Raw genomic sequence first — 15,507 nt, 5'->3', positions numbered from 1 at the left:
AAAATTAAAAAGTCTACTATCTGTTATTCCTTTTTGTATATCTATCACAAGTAGTTTCATTCTTTTTTCCACAGATTTGCCTCCTCAAATTAAAACTTACTGCACTTTTTCACTTAGTTTTAATTCCCTATGGTTTCATATCAAACACTGAACCATGTTCCGGGAATGTTAATTATCATAAAATCTCTGCAACACGATCGCCAACTCTTCCGGAGTTTCTATGTTTGCTTCATGACCTGTTTTCGCAAGTTCATGGAAACAGGCGTTGTTCAAATATTGGCAAAGTTCTTTTGAAGTTTTTTTGTTTGCAGTGTCCTTTTCCCCACAAATGAGCAATACCGGACAAGACACCTTATGCAGGGAGTCACTGAAATCCAATTCAGCCATCGTCCCGCACAGGCTGATAACATCCGCTTTTTTGAAACCCATTTTACTGAATGCCGAATTCGGCATAAGATGAAACAACATATTCTGAACTTTCAATAATTTTTGAGGCATTTTATACTGTGCTGCAATTAATACGAGCGACTTTACTTTATCTGGGTGGTCTATCGCATAATTAAGTGCCAAAACAGCGCCTAGAGAAAGCCCACATAAGACAATTTCATCGTTCACCTTGTCACATTCTGATGAGAATGCCGAATATAATTCCTTATATGTAGCAGATTTTCCTTCTAACATCTCTGCCAAACTTAATTTGACACTACTTTCCGATACCTTCGTTTCTTTTATTACTCTATTCCAACTGTCTGGTTTTTGTCCTAATCCATGCAAATATAAATACTTCATATATTGTTGCTCCTTCAACCCCAAATTTACAAATTACATACCGCATATAGTGGTATATTTACCATCCATTCCTGATCCATATACTTTAGAGTTGAAAAACGTACAGCTTTCTCAGGATGGAATTTATCGCAATATGCTTTTAGACTCTGCGACCTTATATTCGTTTCTGCCTTTACTTCAATAGGTATAATTGCTCTGTAAGCGCTCCCTTAAATTCTATAAAAATATCATTTCCTTCCAATATGGATGTCGCTGGCAACTCGCTTAATGCCCCCAGCAATCCGACATAATGGAATAGTCTTTTGTCTTTAATCCACCTGCAAGTTTTTTTCTCGCCCATAGCATATAAAAACGCTCTAAAGTTAAGAGGATATAGATCCAACAGGTCAACTTTACCAACCGGATACGACACGCCCTCATGAATTGCCACCCCAAGCAGCGAACCAGCAGCTATAATATGGTATTCTGGTACTTCTTCGCCGAAATATTTCAAGGATTCTAAGGCTTTTGGTGCGTTCTGGATCTCATCAAGAATAATCAATGTATTCCCTGGAGTAATTGTTACTCCTCCTCATGTGGGGACGTTCCTTCTCAATAGAATTCCAGCCTGTGCTCCACTAGCTCGCTTCCCTCATATACGAGCTTGAGTGAGAAAAATCTCTCCTCCCCTTCAAGCAACAGCTTCAGGAATATCGCATCCCCGCTCCACGTCGGAAGTATTGGCACGATTTCTTTATCTATCCATTGAAGATCCCCCTCATCGCATATCTGAACTTCCCCATCAAATCCATCTGCGGTGAACAGGCACATAAGCTCATTCTCACACTCATTGCTGATAAATGTCACCAGCCCTCTGAATCTATACGATGTAAGCGTAAGTCCCGTCTCCTCCTTTATCTCCCTCAGAAGGCAGTCCTCAGGGCTCTCACCCTCCTCGGCATGTCCACCTACACCGATCCATTTGCCTTTATTAATGTCCTTCTCCTTCTTTGTCCTGTGGAGCATCAGGTATCTTCCATCTTTCTCTATGTAACAAAGTGTTGTCATCTTCATATTAACCTCCCAGGAACGTCCCTTCTTATTCAATATCCAAAAGTATATTTTTATACACGGGAAAAGTCAATTTCTTTTCCATGAGGGACGGAGGGGACAGGTCCCTCCGTCCCCACTGTCTTCACCACATAAAAAGTTCCATGCATCTGCACCGTGCAGACACATGGAACTTTCTTATTACTCTATATTAACTTCAACCTACAGCATACCCTCTTTTATAATATCGTGGTCTCTCAGTACCTTTTCAATCACCGTGCCCTGGATCTTCTTAAGTATAGGTCTCTTAAGCTTGTTCAGAGGTCCAAGATTTATCTCAAGCGGAGATTTGCCATCCATGAGCTTCACGCTGCTGTCCAGCAGTTCACGGATATCGTACACACTTCCCCACACCTCAGGAACACCTCTGTCCACGCCGAGAAGTCCATACACAGCCTCCATGGCAGTTCTGACAGAATACTCTGTGGTGAACACTGTGTCACGAGGGGTGTCGGCGAACTGTCCGAGGAATGCAAAGTTGGTGCATCCGTCCGGAATTACATCTGGTCTGTCGCCCTTTGCTCTAGGCATGAAGAACGCGGTGATATATGGCATCATAGTTGGCACACAGACTGCGCTGTTTGTGGCCAACTCCTCGATCTCATCTTCTGGCACACCCAAATGGTAGAGCCACTCCTCCGTGATCTCCTTACCGGTACAATCCTTCATAGGTTTCTTGATATAATCGCCCGGAACATCTGTGAACAGGCCATATACCCATACACACACCTTATCCTTGTCCTGGGTCTTGAACTGTCCCTGTCTGTTGATGGTCCAGCTCATCAGCCAGCTTGAATCCTGACAGCTCACTATACCACCCGTCACAACCTTTCCTGTTCTCGGATCACGCTTGCAGATATCTACGATGTATGGGATGATCTTGTCGTCCAGTGTTGTTACTGTGGCCGACTCCCAGTTTGTCTTAGATATATCAGAACAGAACTTCTCAGGATGGCCAAATGAAGGATCCTGTGCAGCTATGTTCTTCCACAGGCTCCAGCAGCCGCTTGTCCTGACCTCTGCGTCACCATTTGGCGCATGGTTCTGATCACCGTAGATAGTTCCCTCCGTGCAGCTTCCATTTGTGACAAATACAAGATCGTTCTCAGTGAGTGGAATACCCTTCTCAGCTCCGTTTACCCTGCACTCTATGGTCTTTGCTATCTTCTTGCCGTCTCTCATGTCAAATATGACATTTGTGACCTCCGTGTTGTACTGGAATGTCACGCCCGCCGCCTCAAGATACTTCACCATCGGAAGGATCAGCGACTCATACTGGTTGTACTTTGTGAATTTGAGTGCTGAGAAATCTGGAAGTCCTGAGATGTGATGTATGAATCTCTGGAAGTAAAGTTTCATCTCCAGCGCGCTGTGCCAATTCTCAAATGCGAACATCGTCCTCCAGTACAGCCAGAATGTTGAATCAAATACCTCATCGTCGAATACATCCTCTATCGTCTTGTCATACAGATCCTCATCCCTTGTCATGAAGAGCTTCATGATCTCCATACAGCCCTTCTGGCTCAGATTGAATTTGCCATCTGTGTGGGCATCCTTGCCTCTGTTCACTGTTGCTCTGCACAGTGAATAATTTGGATCCTCCTTGTTCAGCCAGTAATACTCGTCAAGAACCGATACCCCCGGTGTCTCTATGGAAGGTATACTTCTGAACAGATCCCACAGGCACTCGAAATGGTTCTCCATCTCACGTCCACCTCTCATGACGTAGCCTCTGGCAGGATCAAATATTCCATCGCACGCACCGCCCGCTATATCCATAGCCTCAAGAATATGGATGTGTGAGCCTTCCATCTGTCCGTCACGTACAAGGAAGCAAGCTGCTGCCAGTGATGCAAGACCACTTCCCACTATATATGCGTTCTTGTCATCCACGCCCTCCGGCTTTCTCGGTCTGGCAAATGCCTCATAGTTTCCATTTGTATAATAGATTCCCTTACTGTTCTTCTCATGCTTTCCGCGCTCCGTATTGCGGTACTCAGCATGTTCAGCCGCAGCCTTCTCCTTCTGAACTTTTGCCTTATTACGATTTTTAACTGTGAGAGCTGCTGCTCCTGCGCCGGCTGCTGCCACCGCTGCTATCCCGATTCCCAATTTCTTCTTTGACATAAGCAATTCTCCTTTCAGTCTGCCGTCTATTTCCATCTCATGTCCCTATAATAGCTTACCCAATTTTTATTTCATATTTACAAAAAAAGTGGAATGATAAAAATTTTATCATTCCACTCATTTTGTATAACTTTATATTGCATATGTACTCTAGTGATACCTTCTGTCGACGCCCTTCTGCCTGTAATATGCCGCCTTGTTCTCGTACATTCTCTCATCTGCAGCCTTTACTATCTCGTCAAATGACTCCCAGTCCTTCTCATCACTTGACACATAGCCACATGATATTGATATGGATTTCACCAGCTGTCCGGACCATCCACCCACAACGTCATCAAATTCCTGCTGCACTCTCTTCAGCCTCCTGGTATTTACAAAGATGATGGCCACAAATTCATCACCGCCCATCCTGTACACCTTACCATAGTTTCCAAAACACTGCTCCATACAGTCGGCAGCACCCTGAAGCAGTTCATCTCCAGCCGCATGTCCCAGGGTATCATTCACTAATTTAAGCCCATTTACATCCATGGACACATACACATATACAGAATCTCCCGGCAGCTCCCTGACATCATCTATATATGCGTTCCTGTTATAACATTTTGTGAGCTCATCTGTATAAGACCGTCTTATCAGCTTCTGCTCCCGTTTCTTATCTTCATCTATGTTTCTGGTGGTAAATATGACTTTTAAAGGACGTCCGTCCTCGTCAACATCTATCGATATAAATGACAGTCTGAACCATCCAAGATCCTTCACCATGAACTCACCTGATACAATCTTTTTCCTGATCAGTCTGTCCCCCAGACTATCCAGATCCATGAATTCCTGGGCACTTGCCTGATGTTCATCCACAACCACCTTATGAACGATCTTCCTCATAAGTTCCTTCGCCCCTGCTGCCCGCTCACCAGCCCTAAGTATCAGGTCTCCTGCGGTATAGAGGGCAAATGTATCATGCCTAAGATCAAGCATATGCATGCTGTAATACATCCCCGACATGGATGTCAATATTGACAGCTGTTCATTTCTCTCCCGATTCGCATGTATCACCTTCATCACCATGCTTACCACCAGGCCGGCGGCAAAACACAGATACAGTGCCATGATAACCATGATTGCCATATTACTCCGGCTATTCACATCCATTCTATATATGACCCCGATCACATACTCTCCGGATCTTCGGAATACACATCTGTTTCTAAATCCATTAATCCTTCTTATGCCTGTAAAACTGTCTTCATCGTCCGGCAGCATATCATCAGTCACCGAAATGCCGATCTCATCAAGAGTAAGCCCTACTACCGGTTCATATGAACATCCATATATTTCTCCCGATTCGCCATCTGCCACTACAACACTCAGTCCATCATACATAGGCATATTGGCAACCACCGTGGATATCTCATTCTGTTTTACTTCATTCAGAAGTCTTCTCGGCTCGATTCCAACCTGTATCATCTTGGTTCCATCGTCGTTCCATGTTATTGCATACATCATCTTCTTACCCTTTGATGTGTTCGGAGTGACATCCTGACACATGGTGAGATTCTTATCATCCAGCATAGGCTTAAAATACGCCATCTGCTCCCCGGAATCAAAGCTATATCCAAAATATTCGGGATTGGTACCAGCATATATCACGCCATCCGTATTAAACAAATGCACCTCATCAACAGATATAAGTGCAGCAATCTTGCGGAGCTCCTCCACATCATTTGCCACCTCAGGCTTTGCATCAACTATATACGCCACAGCCTTAGCCCTGACCATATAATCTTCCTTGAGGGAGTCTATCAGATCTTCCTCACTTGCCTTATTCTTCTCGATTATATTGCTGACCTGATCCAACAGCACCTGCGAGGTCCTGTCAAAACCCCTGTTATTGATAAAGCTGAGTATGACCGCCTGGATGACCATCGCAACCAGCACGATTCCCCCCGTTATCAATATTATCCCTGGCAATCTCTTTTTCATATCTGATGTTTGACTCATAAGCGCTCTCCCCGCATATCTCACAGTAATAGATTTCTTTATCCTGATCCGTCCTCTGCTTTTACATCTCGATTTCAAAATTATGAATAGAATTTGCTATATTTCCACGAAGCGTGGTGCTAAGCTGCTCCACTATTTTATGATAATCGTCCTTCATCCCCTTGTCTACCCAGTCAAGCATAATCCCCACAAATCCATACTTGTAAAAGTCTGCTATGAACTGCTTATCAGCCTCCGAGAGGTTATCCCCTTCGCATTTCTCTTCTACTACATCCGCTATGAGCTGATACGACAGCTTATACAGATAGTTTTCTATCTTAGCCTTATCCACCGACCTGTATATATTTGCGATAAATGGCTTGTTCTCCAGCACAGCCTCAAACACCTGTATCATGCCCTCCTGCCAGGTATCGTAGGTCTTCTTATCCTTCAGTGCCTGCTTGCCATCCTCTATGCACACCCACTCGGCAAGCTCATATATATCCTGAAAATGATAATAGAATGTCATCCTGCTTATCCCGCAGTCTCCGGTGAGATCCGCTATTGTTATCTTGTCAAATGGCTTGTCCTTAAGAAGCTTTTTCAGAGATACCTCAAGTGCTTTTTTAGTTGAATTTGCCATGCTTACCTCCTGTTATCCAAGTTGTACATATCATCCTCATAAACAAACATACTCATAAAAAACAATATTGCTTCTTATGAGTATATCTTAATATTTATTATATTCTTTTTTCGACAATTCTCTACTTAAAAATGTTATATTTCCTTATCTTTCTTCTGATCTTACGTCTGTTCTTCTCGTCTCCAAAGAAGCTGCTGAGCTTTTCAACAAACAATGTCAAATACCTGAACATAGATTCCGCCGCAAATGCAAATACAACCATGAGCAGGAAACATATGTTGGATATCGACTCTATGGCAAACAGCCTGCCGAGGAAAAGGCCACAGAACAGCAGTCCGATTATGTTGATAAGAAGTACACCATACTTCATCTTGTTGAACGGATGGCTGATCTTGATTATTATCATGAATCCGACAACCGCAAGAAGCATTGTGCCGGCTGTGGCTATGTCCTCACTCGGGAGGTTGAAGACCTGTCCGCAGATTACAAGTGCTCCGACCGACAACACATCCGTGAGTCCTGCAGGCAATGCTTTTAACATGACATTTACCATAAAGTTTCCCTCTATACGATTCCTGTTCGGCTCAAGTGCCAGCAGGAATCCCGGCAATCCTATGGTGAACATGCTTATGAGCGATATCTGTGATGGCTCCAGCGGATATGTGATCGCAAATATCGCTGAGAATATGGCCATCAGCAGTGAGAATATATTCTTAACAAGGAAGAGGCTTGCTGATCTCTGTATATTGTTGACCACCTGTCTTCCCTCAAACACCACATATGGCATACGTCCGAAATCCGAATCCAGAAGCACCGTCTGTGCCGCCTGCGCAGCCGCTTCACTTCCAGATGCCATTGCAATACTGCAATCAGCATCCTTCATTGCGAGTATATCATTTACACCATCACCAGTCATGGCAACCGTGTGTTTCTGTTTCTGGAGCGCCCTGACTATGAGCTGCTTCTGTTTAGGCGTAACTCTTCCAAATACTGTATATTTATCCACAGCCTCAGTTATATCCTTCTCAGACGCCAAAGTGGAAGCATCCACATAGTTCTCCGCTCCATCTATGCCTGCCCGCTTTGCCACCTCTGATACTGTGGCAGGGTTATCTCCGGATATGACTTTTATGGCAACGCCCTGCTCTTTGAAATATGTAAATGTGCTCTCTGCATTTTCCCTTATTGGATTTGAAAGCACTATATAACCAATAGGAGATATGCCTCCTAATGGTCTTACCGAACCAGTGGAATCATCGCCTGACTCCGCCATAAGAAGGACTCTGTATCCCTTGCTCTGGTACTCCTCTATCTCTTCGGATATCTCCTCATACCTATCCTTCATTATAAACTCCGGAGCACCAAGCATATAGTCTCCCTCGACAAATGACACCTTACTGTATTTGTTCGCCGATGTGAAAGGCTGTGTCTTGAGCAGTGTCCTGCTGCCCTTCTCTATCTCATTCTTAGCCACATAGGCTCTGATCGCCTCCATTGTGGCATTGTTGTCCTCAATGACCGCCGAGTAATCCGCCAGCAAGTGCGCAAATGCTCTCTTGTCCATCTCGGCATCGCCGCATCTGCCGCTTATCACCAGCTCTGTAACCTGCATACCCGGCTCAGTGATGGTTCCGGTCTTATCCACACAGAGTACATCGACTCTCGCGAGTGTCTCTATACTCTTCATGTCATGCAGTAACACTTGTTTCTTCGCAAGTCTTATTGTGCTGAGCGCAAGCGCAACAGTTGTGAGCAGATAAAGTCCTTCAGGGATCATTCCGAGAACCGCCGCAACCATCGATACAACACTCTTCTTGAATGTCTCTCCATTCATGATATACGCCTGGCAGAACAATATGATTCCCACTGGTATGATGATGATTCCAACCCATTTTACAAGCTTGTTGATGTACCTGATCATCTCTGACTGTTCGCCGTCACCCATGGCCTTCGCCTGGGCTGTGAGCTGTGATATGTATGACTCATTGCCCACCTTATCAAGCTTGGCATAGCACTGTCCGGACACCACAAAGCTTCCGGACATGAGTCGATCACCTGATTTCTTCTTGATCTCATCCGACTCACCGGTGAGCAGGGCTTCATTTACCGATATACTGCCGCTGAGCACCGTAGCGTCAGCACATATCTGATTGCCTGCCGACAGAATGATGATATCGTCCTTAACCAGTTCCTCTGATTGTATCTGCTGCTGTTCTCCGTCTCTCACAACTATCGAATGCGGCGCATTTAACATACTCATCTTGTCAAGAGTCTTTTTGGCACGCAGCTCCTGAAATATTCCTATAACCGTGTTGCCTATGATGACCGGCAGGAAAGTCAGATTCCTGAATGAGCCAACGATACATAGCAGCACCGTAAGTATGAGGAATATAAGATTGAAGTATGTGAGCAGATTGGACTTGACTATCTGCCCCACTGTCTTCTGCGTACTTATATCCGTGTGATTGGTAAGTCCCTTGTCGATCCGTTCCCTTACTTCCTCCGATGTAAGACCAATGATCGGGACTCCCCGTGTATCCAGATTGTTTTCTGAGTTTGTATCCAAATAAAGCACCTCTTCCTGTGTATATGGTCGGCAAATGTTATGCATCGAGCAGTATTTTGCACCGACTGCCCATGACATCTCATGATTTCTTTAACAAAGTTCTATTATAAGTACTCCAAGTAAGGTTATTCAAGGATGATGGCAGATATTTCATATTTTTTTAAGAAACCTTGTTTCTCCTTAACGATAAACGGACGGCCATCTGGTTTGAGATATAGTTGATGACTGAGTCGGCTAAACAAAATGAGCATAACACATTTCCCATCTGGGTATTACTGTGTTACGCTCATTTTTTATGCAAGCCGCGAATCAGGATCCGCATCTACGTCATATTCTATTATCATAGCATAAGCCATATTTGATATATTGACTGCACTATGGTCTCTGTCCCATTGCGCCCTCAAGTGTGATCGTCTCACCACTCATGTACTTGAAATCCGGTGATGCGAGTGCCACGCATGCACGTCCGATCTCCTTCTCTACATCTCCGAAGTGTCCCATAGGCGGCATCTTTACATTTGCCTTGAACGCATCCGGATATGCCTTCTCAAAGTTCTCAAGCTGTGATGTCCATGCGAGAGGACATACTATATTGACATTTATTCCATCAGCTGCCCACTCTGTAGCTGCAACTCTTGTAAGGCCCCTAATGCCTTCCTTCGCTGCCGCATATGCGCACTGTCCGTAATTTCCAAAGAGACCTGCGCCTGATGCAAAGTTGATGACTGAACCCTTTGTCTCCTTCAGATATGGATAGCATGCCTGCATATAGTAAAATGCAGCGTAAAGACCTGAATATATGGCAAGGTCAAACTGTGCTGTTGTGTGATCTGCGATGGTAACGCCTGATGCAGATGCCTGCGCATTGTTGATGAGCACATCTATTCTTCCAAATTCCTTAACTGCCTGCTCCACAACGTTCTTGACGACGCTCTCGTTGTCCGCACCTGCGTTTACATCAGCCTGGACTGCAAGAACCTTGATCCCATATTTGCTCTCAAGCTCTGCCTTTGCATCCTCAAGTTTCTGGACATTACGTCCTGTAAGCACCAGATTGGCACCTTCCTTGGCATATGCTGTCGCTATTCCGTATCCGATGGATCCACAGCTTCCATCGCTGAGAACTGCACGTCCGCCTCCTGTTATTATCGCTGTCTTACCTGTTAAAAAACCCATATGTGTACACTCCTTCCCTGGCCATGACTATCTTCTTCACACCGCATAGATTTCTGTCAACCATAACATATATCTATAATTTCATAGCCCATGTCTATTATTATAGCCACACGGCCGCCCCAAAACAACACCTTCACATACCTTTAAATGAAAATATTTATGCATATCTTTCCTCAGAACACTGGTGATACAGCTTGCAGCGGTGTTGATGCTGCCTATGGTGTTTGGCATCAATGGAATCTGGTGTGCAGTGGCTGTGGCGGAGGCTGTGACCCTTGTCATAACTATCACCTTCCTTGTATGGAATTAAAAGAAATACGGATATTAAACAAAATAAGCCGGAGTATGTGATTGTTAATTATCACGCACTCCGGCATTTTTATATCGCCCTATTCACTATGTTCTTAAGTTCCGGATAGCTGGACACAGCCAGTACATCCTCGTCCGTCTTGTTCTGCAGCGACAAATACCACACCGGTGTCATTCCAGCATTTTTCGCTCCCATGACATCCTTCTTGTAGCTATCGCCCACATAGATGACCTCATCGTTCTTTACGCCCAGCTTTGTAGCTATCATATCAAACATCCTGCGGTTCGGCTTTTCTATACCAGCCTCCTCGCTTGTTATCATTGCGTCAAGTCTGCCCGTAAGTCCAAGTCTGTCTATCTTCCTGAACTGGATATGCGCAGTCATATCTGTACAGATACCAATCTTTATTCCTCTGGCTTTCATATCATCTATAAACTCCAATGCCCCGGGGAATATGGATATCTTGTTCAGGAAATTGTTCCAGAAATAGTTGTACACCTGCAGGTCATACTTAAATGGTGATACCCCCAGAATCTCCAGCATCTTCTGGAAGTACAGCACCCTATTGTGCTGCGCCGCCATATCCCAGGCAGAGAGCTGATCCTTTACCATGTCTCTGCCTTCTTCAAAGGCTTTCATCACTGTCACTTCATCTATATGAAGAAGTTCATTTGCCACATATCTCACAGTGTCATCCACTGCCTTATCATTCTCGTGAAGGCAGTCGTATAATGTATCATCTAAATCAAATACTATTGCTCTTATCATATCTACCGGCACTCCCTTCGAACTTCATCGGTGATCGTTGTTCCACCGGACTTATACCAGTTGTCCACAAAACTGTCAAATTCATCCAGATCTGCTTCACCTGTAACTATCTTCAGGTAAGTATTGCTCTCCAGATTCTCAAGGTGCCACCAGTCTGACACCATGGTCTCAGTCTCACCGAAGTACAGAGATTCGACTTTATTTGTACGCGCATCATTGAGGATCTTGCATGCAGTTATACGGGATGTATATGCCGCCCAGTCCTCCGATGACGCATTATCTTCATTCTTGAGATATGACTCACACGCCTCATAATAAGACTGTTCCAGCAGATTCAGATCATCCGGCTGCCTTATGCCAGAGAACACGTGGTTCAGCTCGCCATAGCATATCTGAAGTGCATTGTTGTAGTCCACGTTCATTGCAAGTGGTCTTGCGGTAGGATCCACATTGAGTTTGTAGTAATCCTTTATAGCCTGATTGTCTTTGTCCTCATATCTTACATAGTCAAACAGCACACTTATTATCTTGCACACTATCTCCGGGTGCTCATATCCCTTTCTGACTACCACGAAGTTGCCATATGGAACCTGAGTGTGATAACTCGTTGAGCCGTTTTCCTCTGTGGCAAGCAGATATGGTTCCCACTTTGCTGTTGGATCGGCCGCTACAGCGTCCATAAGAGGATTATTTGGCGCCCACCATGGTCCAAAGAATGAACCACACTGTCCATTCACTATGAGTTCTATTATGTTGCTGCTTGTCCGCATGAGGAAATTCCGATCCAGAATCCCTTCCTCGTACATCTCATGTATATGCTCCAGAGCCTTCTTTGCCTCCGGCTGTACAGAACCATACACGACATTTCCGTCCTCATCCTTTATCCACTGTTTCGGAAATGCCCCATATGCGGCAAATACAATGTCGAGCGTGTACTCGCTGCTATAACCACAACCGCCGCAGAGACTTGTGTCTGCCACCAGCCCTACGGTACTTCCTACACCATTATTTCCCGGATCTTTCTCAATAAACTGCCTGATGATCTCCTCCGCATCCGAAAGTGTTCTCGGAGCCTCAAGTCCCAGCTTATCCATCCAGTCTTTTCTAAGCCATATCAGATTTGGTCCATCTGATATATTTGTCTCAGGTATGGCCATGATACGGTCATCAAATGTGACCACATCCATGATACTGCTGCCATAACTCTTATATATGTTCTTTACCGTTTCACTCATGCAGTTGTTATAACTGTCTGTGAGATCCTCGATCATGTCATTTTCCACCAGATACTGCAGCTCATCCATATCTTGGACGATCATCACATCCGGAAGATCCTTCTGTGCTATCACCATGGATACATTGTCATCATACTGATCATCAGCAGCCTCAAATATATCCTGGTTCTGCACATTTAAGATTTCATTTAATATCTGTGTGTATGCGTTATTTTCATACGTTTCTCCCTGTGGGAGATTTGAATTATTTGCACCGGACAGCTTGCCCAGGGTATAGGTGAGCTGTTCCGGATACCTTCCAAGCGGCGTTGTCTCCGCAATATGCATGGCAGACTCATATTCTGCATCTGTGGTCGCCTTAGACGGGTTGGAGGGGGTATTATTGTCCTGGCAGCCACATATTATTATAAGGGTAATTGTTAGCACACATGTTATTATTTTTTTCAGATACTTGAATTTATATCTCTCTGCTGGCATATGCTTTCCTCATTCCACTTAGGTTTTGCAAATAATTTCATATATTATCCTTAACCCTTTACGCCTCCGGACATGCTGTCCTTGTAGCACTTCTGCATTAACATAAAGAGAATGATAATCGGTACGGATATCAGCACTGCACCAGCCGCAAATGAGTTGAACCAGTTGTACACATACTCTTTCTCGAGCATGTTCCAAAGTCCGATGGATACTGTGTAATAGTCCTTGTTGGCTCTGCATATAACCTTGGCAAACACGAAATCAATCCATGGTGCAAGGAACGAATTCAGAACCGTATAAACTATGATCGGACGGCTGAGTGGTATGATTATCCTTGTAAATGACTGCCATCTTGTAGCACCATCAAGGTATGCTGCTTCTTCCAGCGACTTTGGTATAGTATCAAAGAATCCTTTGGCGATATAGAATCCAAGTCCTGAACCGCCTGAATATACGAGTACCAGAGCAACCCTGATGAGTGAGCCTTCTGAAAGTCCCAGAACCTTAAGGATGTAATACACTGCTATCATAGCCATGAATCCCGGGAACATTCCAAGTATAAGTGCCACATTCATAAATGGCTTTCTCAGTCTGAAACGCATTCTTGACATACAGTATGAAACTGCAAGCACGAACGCTGTTGATATTATACATGAGAAAATTGCTATTATCAAAGTATTCTTGAACATCTGCATAAAGTTCAGGATACCTGTGTCTGTAAAAAGCTTTGTGTAGTTCGCCAGAGTCAAAGACTTTGGCAACAGAGTTGAAACATACTGTCCTTTCTCTCCTCTGAAGCTTATCATGATTATCCATGCGATCGGCAGTACCCAGATAACCGAAAGGATTACCAGTATGATATGAACCACGATGTCTCCCAGTGTCCATTTGCTTCTTGCTTTAATCTCATTATTATTTGATTTAGCCATTACTGAAATCCCTCCTCATCTTTATATGATGCGGTGTTGTGGTAAGTTACCAGTGACACAACAGCGAGAACTATGAATGTCATGATACCTATAACAGCACCTAAGTTATAGTACTGGTTATCAACCGTCAGCTTATAGAGCCATGTGACAAGAAGGTCTGTCTTTCCGGCAGTCTTTCCAACCGGAGTAGGCGCTCCATTTGACAGAAGGTAGATAACGTTGAAGTTGTTGATATTTCCCGCAAATGTTGTTATCAGATATGGTGCTGTGACAAACAACATATAAGGAAGAGTGATCTTGAAGAAGATCTTTACCGGGCCTGCGCCGTCAACTCTCGCAGCCTCGTATATCTCCTCCGGTATGCTCTGGAGAATTCCTGTGACCTGCATGACGGTAAATGGAATTCCTATCCAGATATTGATGACAATTACCATGACTCTGGCAAGTGTTGCATTGCTCCAGAATGGAATAGCATTGTCGATTATTCCGTTATTTATAAGTAATGTATTGACGATACCATTCTGACTGAAGATAGTCCTCATCAGAAGAAGTGATACAAACTGCGGAACCGCTGCTGAGAGCATGAAAATCGCTCTCCACATACCTTTTGCCCTGGTTCCCTTTCTGTTGATCACCATTGCGAGTATCATTCCAAGGAAGTAGTTACTGAATGTGGCTGCCACAGCCCAAACAAGCGTCCAGCCAAGCACTGACCAGAATGTACTTCCTATTGCATCACTAAAGTTCAATATCTTTGCAAAATTCTTCAGTCCAACCCAGTTGAATATAACTGTATGTGAATCAAGCTTGCTGTAATTCGTAAATGCCATAAAGATCATGAAAACCAATGGCAATATCGTAAATACAACAACTCCAAGTACAGGAAGAGGAAGAAGAAAAGCATGAAGATTGCTGTCAAACAGACTCTTCACATCGTCCTTGAACTTTGGAACCTTTTTGCCTTTATCCCACAGGCAATACGCTTTGTATGCGCTCTCTATACTTACTACCCAAAGGCAGATGAATGCGAAAATTATAAACAGTGTTGCCACACCGTACAGGAGCATGAGCAGAGAGTTGTCACCCTGTGTATATTCAAATACACCCTTTGCATCATTCCAGACCTTCTGCTGTTCCTGACCACCCAGATGGAAGAGATCCACCAGGAGTGATGCTCCGTGCTTTATCATAAACCATATAAACAGTACCTCAAGTACCAGGTACGAAAATCCCTTTACAAACTGTTTTCTGACTATGCTTCCAAACCCCAAGATCAGAAATGAAATTCTGGTAGCTATGTCTCCATTTGCCGCTGCCTGTGCAACGGTATATGGGTAATCAGATCTTCGTATTTTCTTTATTTTGCTTTTTTTATTTGTTATAGCCTGAGCCATCCTAACACCTCCGTCTCAAAGTAA

General features: G+C 44.1%; 12 protein-coding genes. All 12 read right to left on the bottom strand.

The features are described from left to right. Window positions 1–168: 168 nt before the first annotated feature. The 12 genes from DW159_RS10250 to DW159_RS10190 all read right to left on the bottom strand — a co-directional run bounded on the left by DW159_RS10250 (window position 169) and on the right by DW159_RS10190 (window position 15,483). The gene (locus tag DW159_RS10250) at window positions 169–789 is read right to left on the bottom strand and encodes an alpha/beta fold hydrolase (RefSeq protein WP_117550521.1); all 621 of its coding nucleotides are present in this window, start codon (window positions 787–789) and stop codon (window positions 169–171) included. Between the two features lie 172 nt (window positions 790–961). Further along, window positions 962–1,330, bottom strand: a complete 369-nt coding sequence (locus tag DW159_RS14145) for an AAA family ATPase (protein ID WP_330410621.1) — start codon at window positions 1,328–1,330, stop codon at window positions 962–964. 50 nt (window positions 1,331–1,380) lie between these two features. Next, window positions 1,381–1,842 (bottom strand): NUDIX hydrolase, encoded by a 462-nt coding sequence (locus DW159_RS10240; RefSeq protein ID WP_117550519.1) that lies wholly within the window; start codon window positions 1,840–1,842, stop codon window positions 1,381–1,383. Between the two features lie 198 nt (window positions 1,843–2,040). Further along, on the bottom strand, window positions 2,041–4,005 hold the full coding sequence (locus DW159_RS10235; protein ID WP_117550517.1) for an oleate hydratase: 1,965 nt from the start codon (window positions 4,003–4,005) through the stop codon (window positions 2,041–2,043). A gap of 150 nt (window positions 4,006–4,155) precedes the next feature. Next, a complete protein-coding gene (locus tag DW159_RS10230; RefSeq protein ID WP_117550513.1) occupies window positions 4,156–6,006 on the bottom strand; it encodes a GGDEF domain-containing protein in 1,851 nt (616 codons plus the stop codon). Window positions 6,007–6,067: 61 nt separating this feature from the next. Further along, entirely contained in the window at window positions 6,068–6,628 is a 561-nt protein-coding gene (locus DW159_RS10225) for a TetR/AcrR family transcriptional regulator (protein ID WP_117550511.1), read from the bottom strand. Between the two features lie 121 nt (window positions 6,629–6,749). Continuing rightward, on the bottom strand, window positions 6,750–9,239 hold the full coding sequence (locus tag DW159_RS10220; protein ID WP_199412500.1) for a cation-translocating P-type ATPase: 2,490 nt from the start codon (window positions 9,237–9,239) through the stop codon (window positions 6,750–6,752). 330 nt (window positions 9,240–9,569) lie between these two features. Further along, on the bottom strand, window positions 9,570–10,370 hold the full coding sequence (locus DW159_RS10215) for an SDR family NAD(P)-dependent oxidoreductase (RefSeq protein WP_004851555.1): 801 nt from the start codon (window positions 10,368–10,370) through the stop codon (window positions 9,570–9,572). A 379-nt stretch (window positions 10,371–10,749) separates the two neighbouring features. Beyond that, on the bottom strand, window positions 10,750–11,448 hold the full coding sequence (locus DW159_RS10205) for an HAD family hydrolase (protein WP_117550509.1): 699 nt from the start codon (window positions 11,446–11,448) through the stop codon (window positions 10,750–10,752). Between the two features lie 2 nt (window positions 11,449–11,450). After that, on the bottom strand, window positions 11,451–13,160 hold the full coding sequence (locus DW159_RS10200; RefSeq protein WP_117550507.1) for an extracellular solute-binding protein: 1,710 nt from the start codon (window positions 13,158–13,160) through the stop codon (window positions 11,451–11,453). Between the two features lie 50 nt (window positions 13,161–13,210). Then, entirely contained in the window at window positions 13,211–14,089 is an 879-nt protein-coding gene (locus tag DW159_RS10195; protein WP_117550505.1) for a sugar ABC transporter permease, read from the bottom strand. After that, window positions 14,089–15,483, bottom strand: a complete 1,395-nt coding sequence (locus DW159_RS10190) for a carbohydrate ABC transporter permease (protein WP_117550503.1) — start codon at window positions 15,481–15,483, stop codon at window positions 14,089–14,091. The genes DW159_RS10195 and DW159_RS10190 overlap by 1 nt, the downstream gene beginning before the upstream one ends. Between the last annotated feature and the right edge of the window lie 24 nt (window positions 15,484–15,507).

It is taken from the genome of Coprococcus sp. AM14-16 (assembly GCF_003434675.1).
GTDB lineage: Bacteria > Bacillota > Clostridia > Lachnospirales > Lachnospiraceae > Coprococcus > Coprococcus aceti.
Note: the sequence above shows the minus strand (reverse complement) of the source record. Positions and strands in the feature narration are given on the sequence as shown.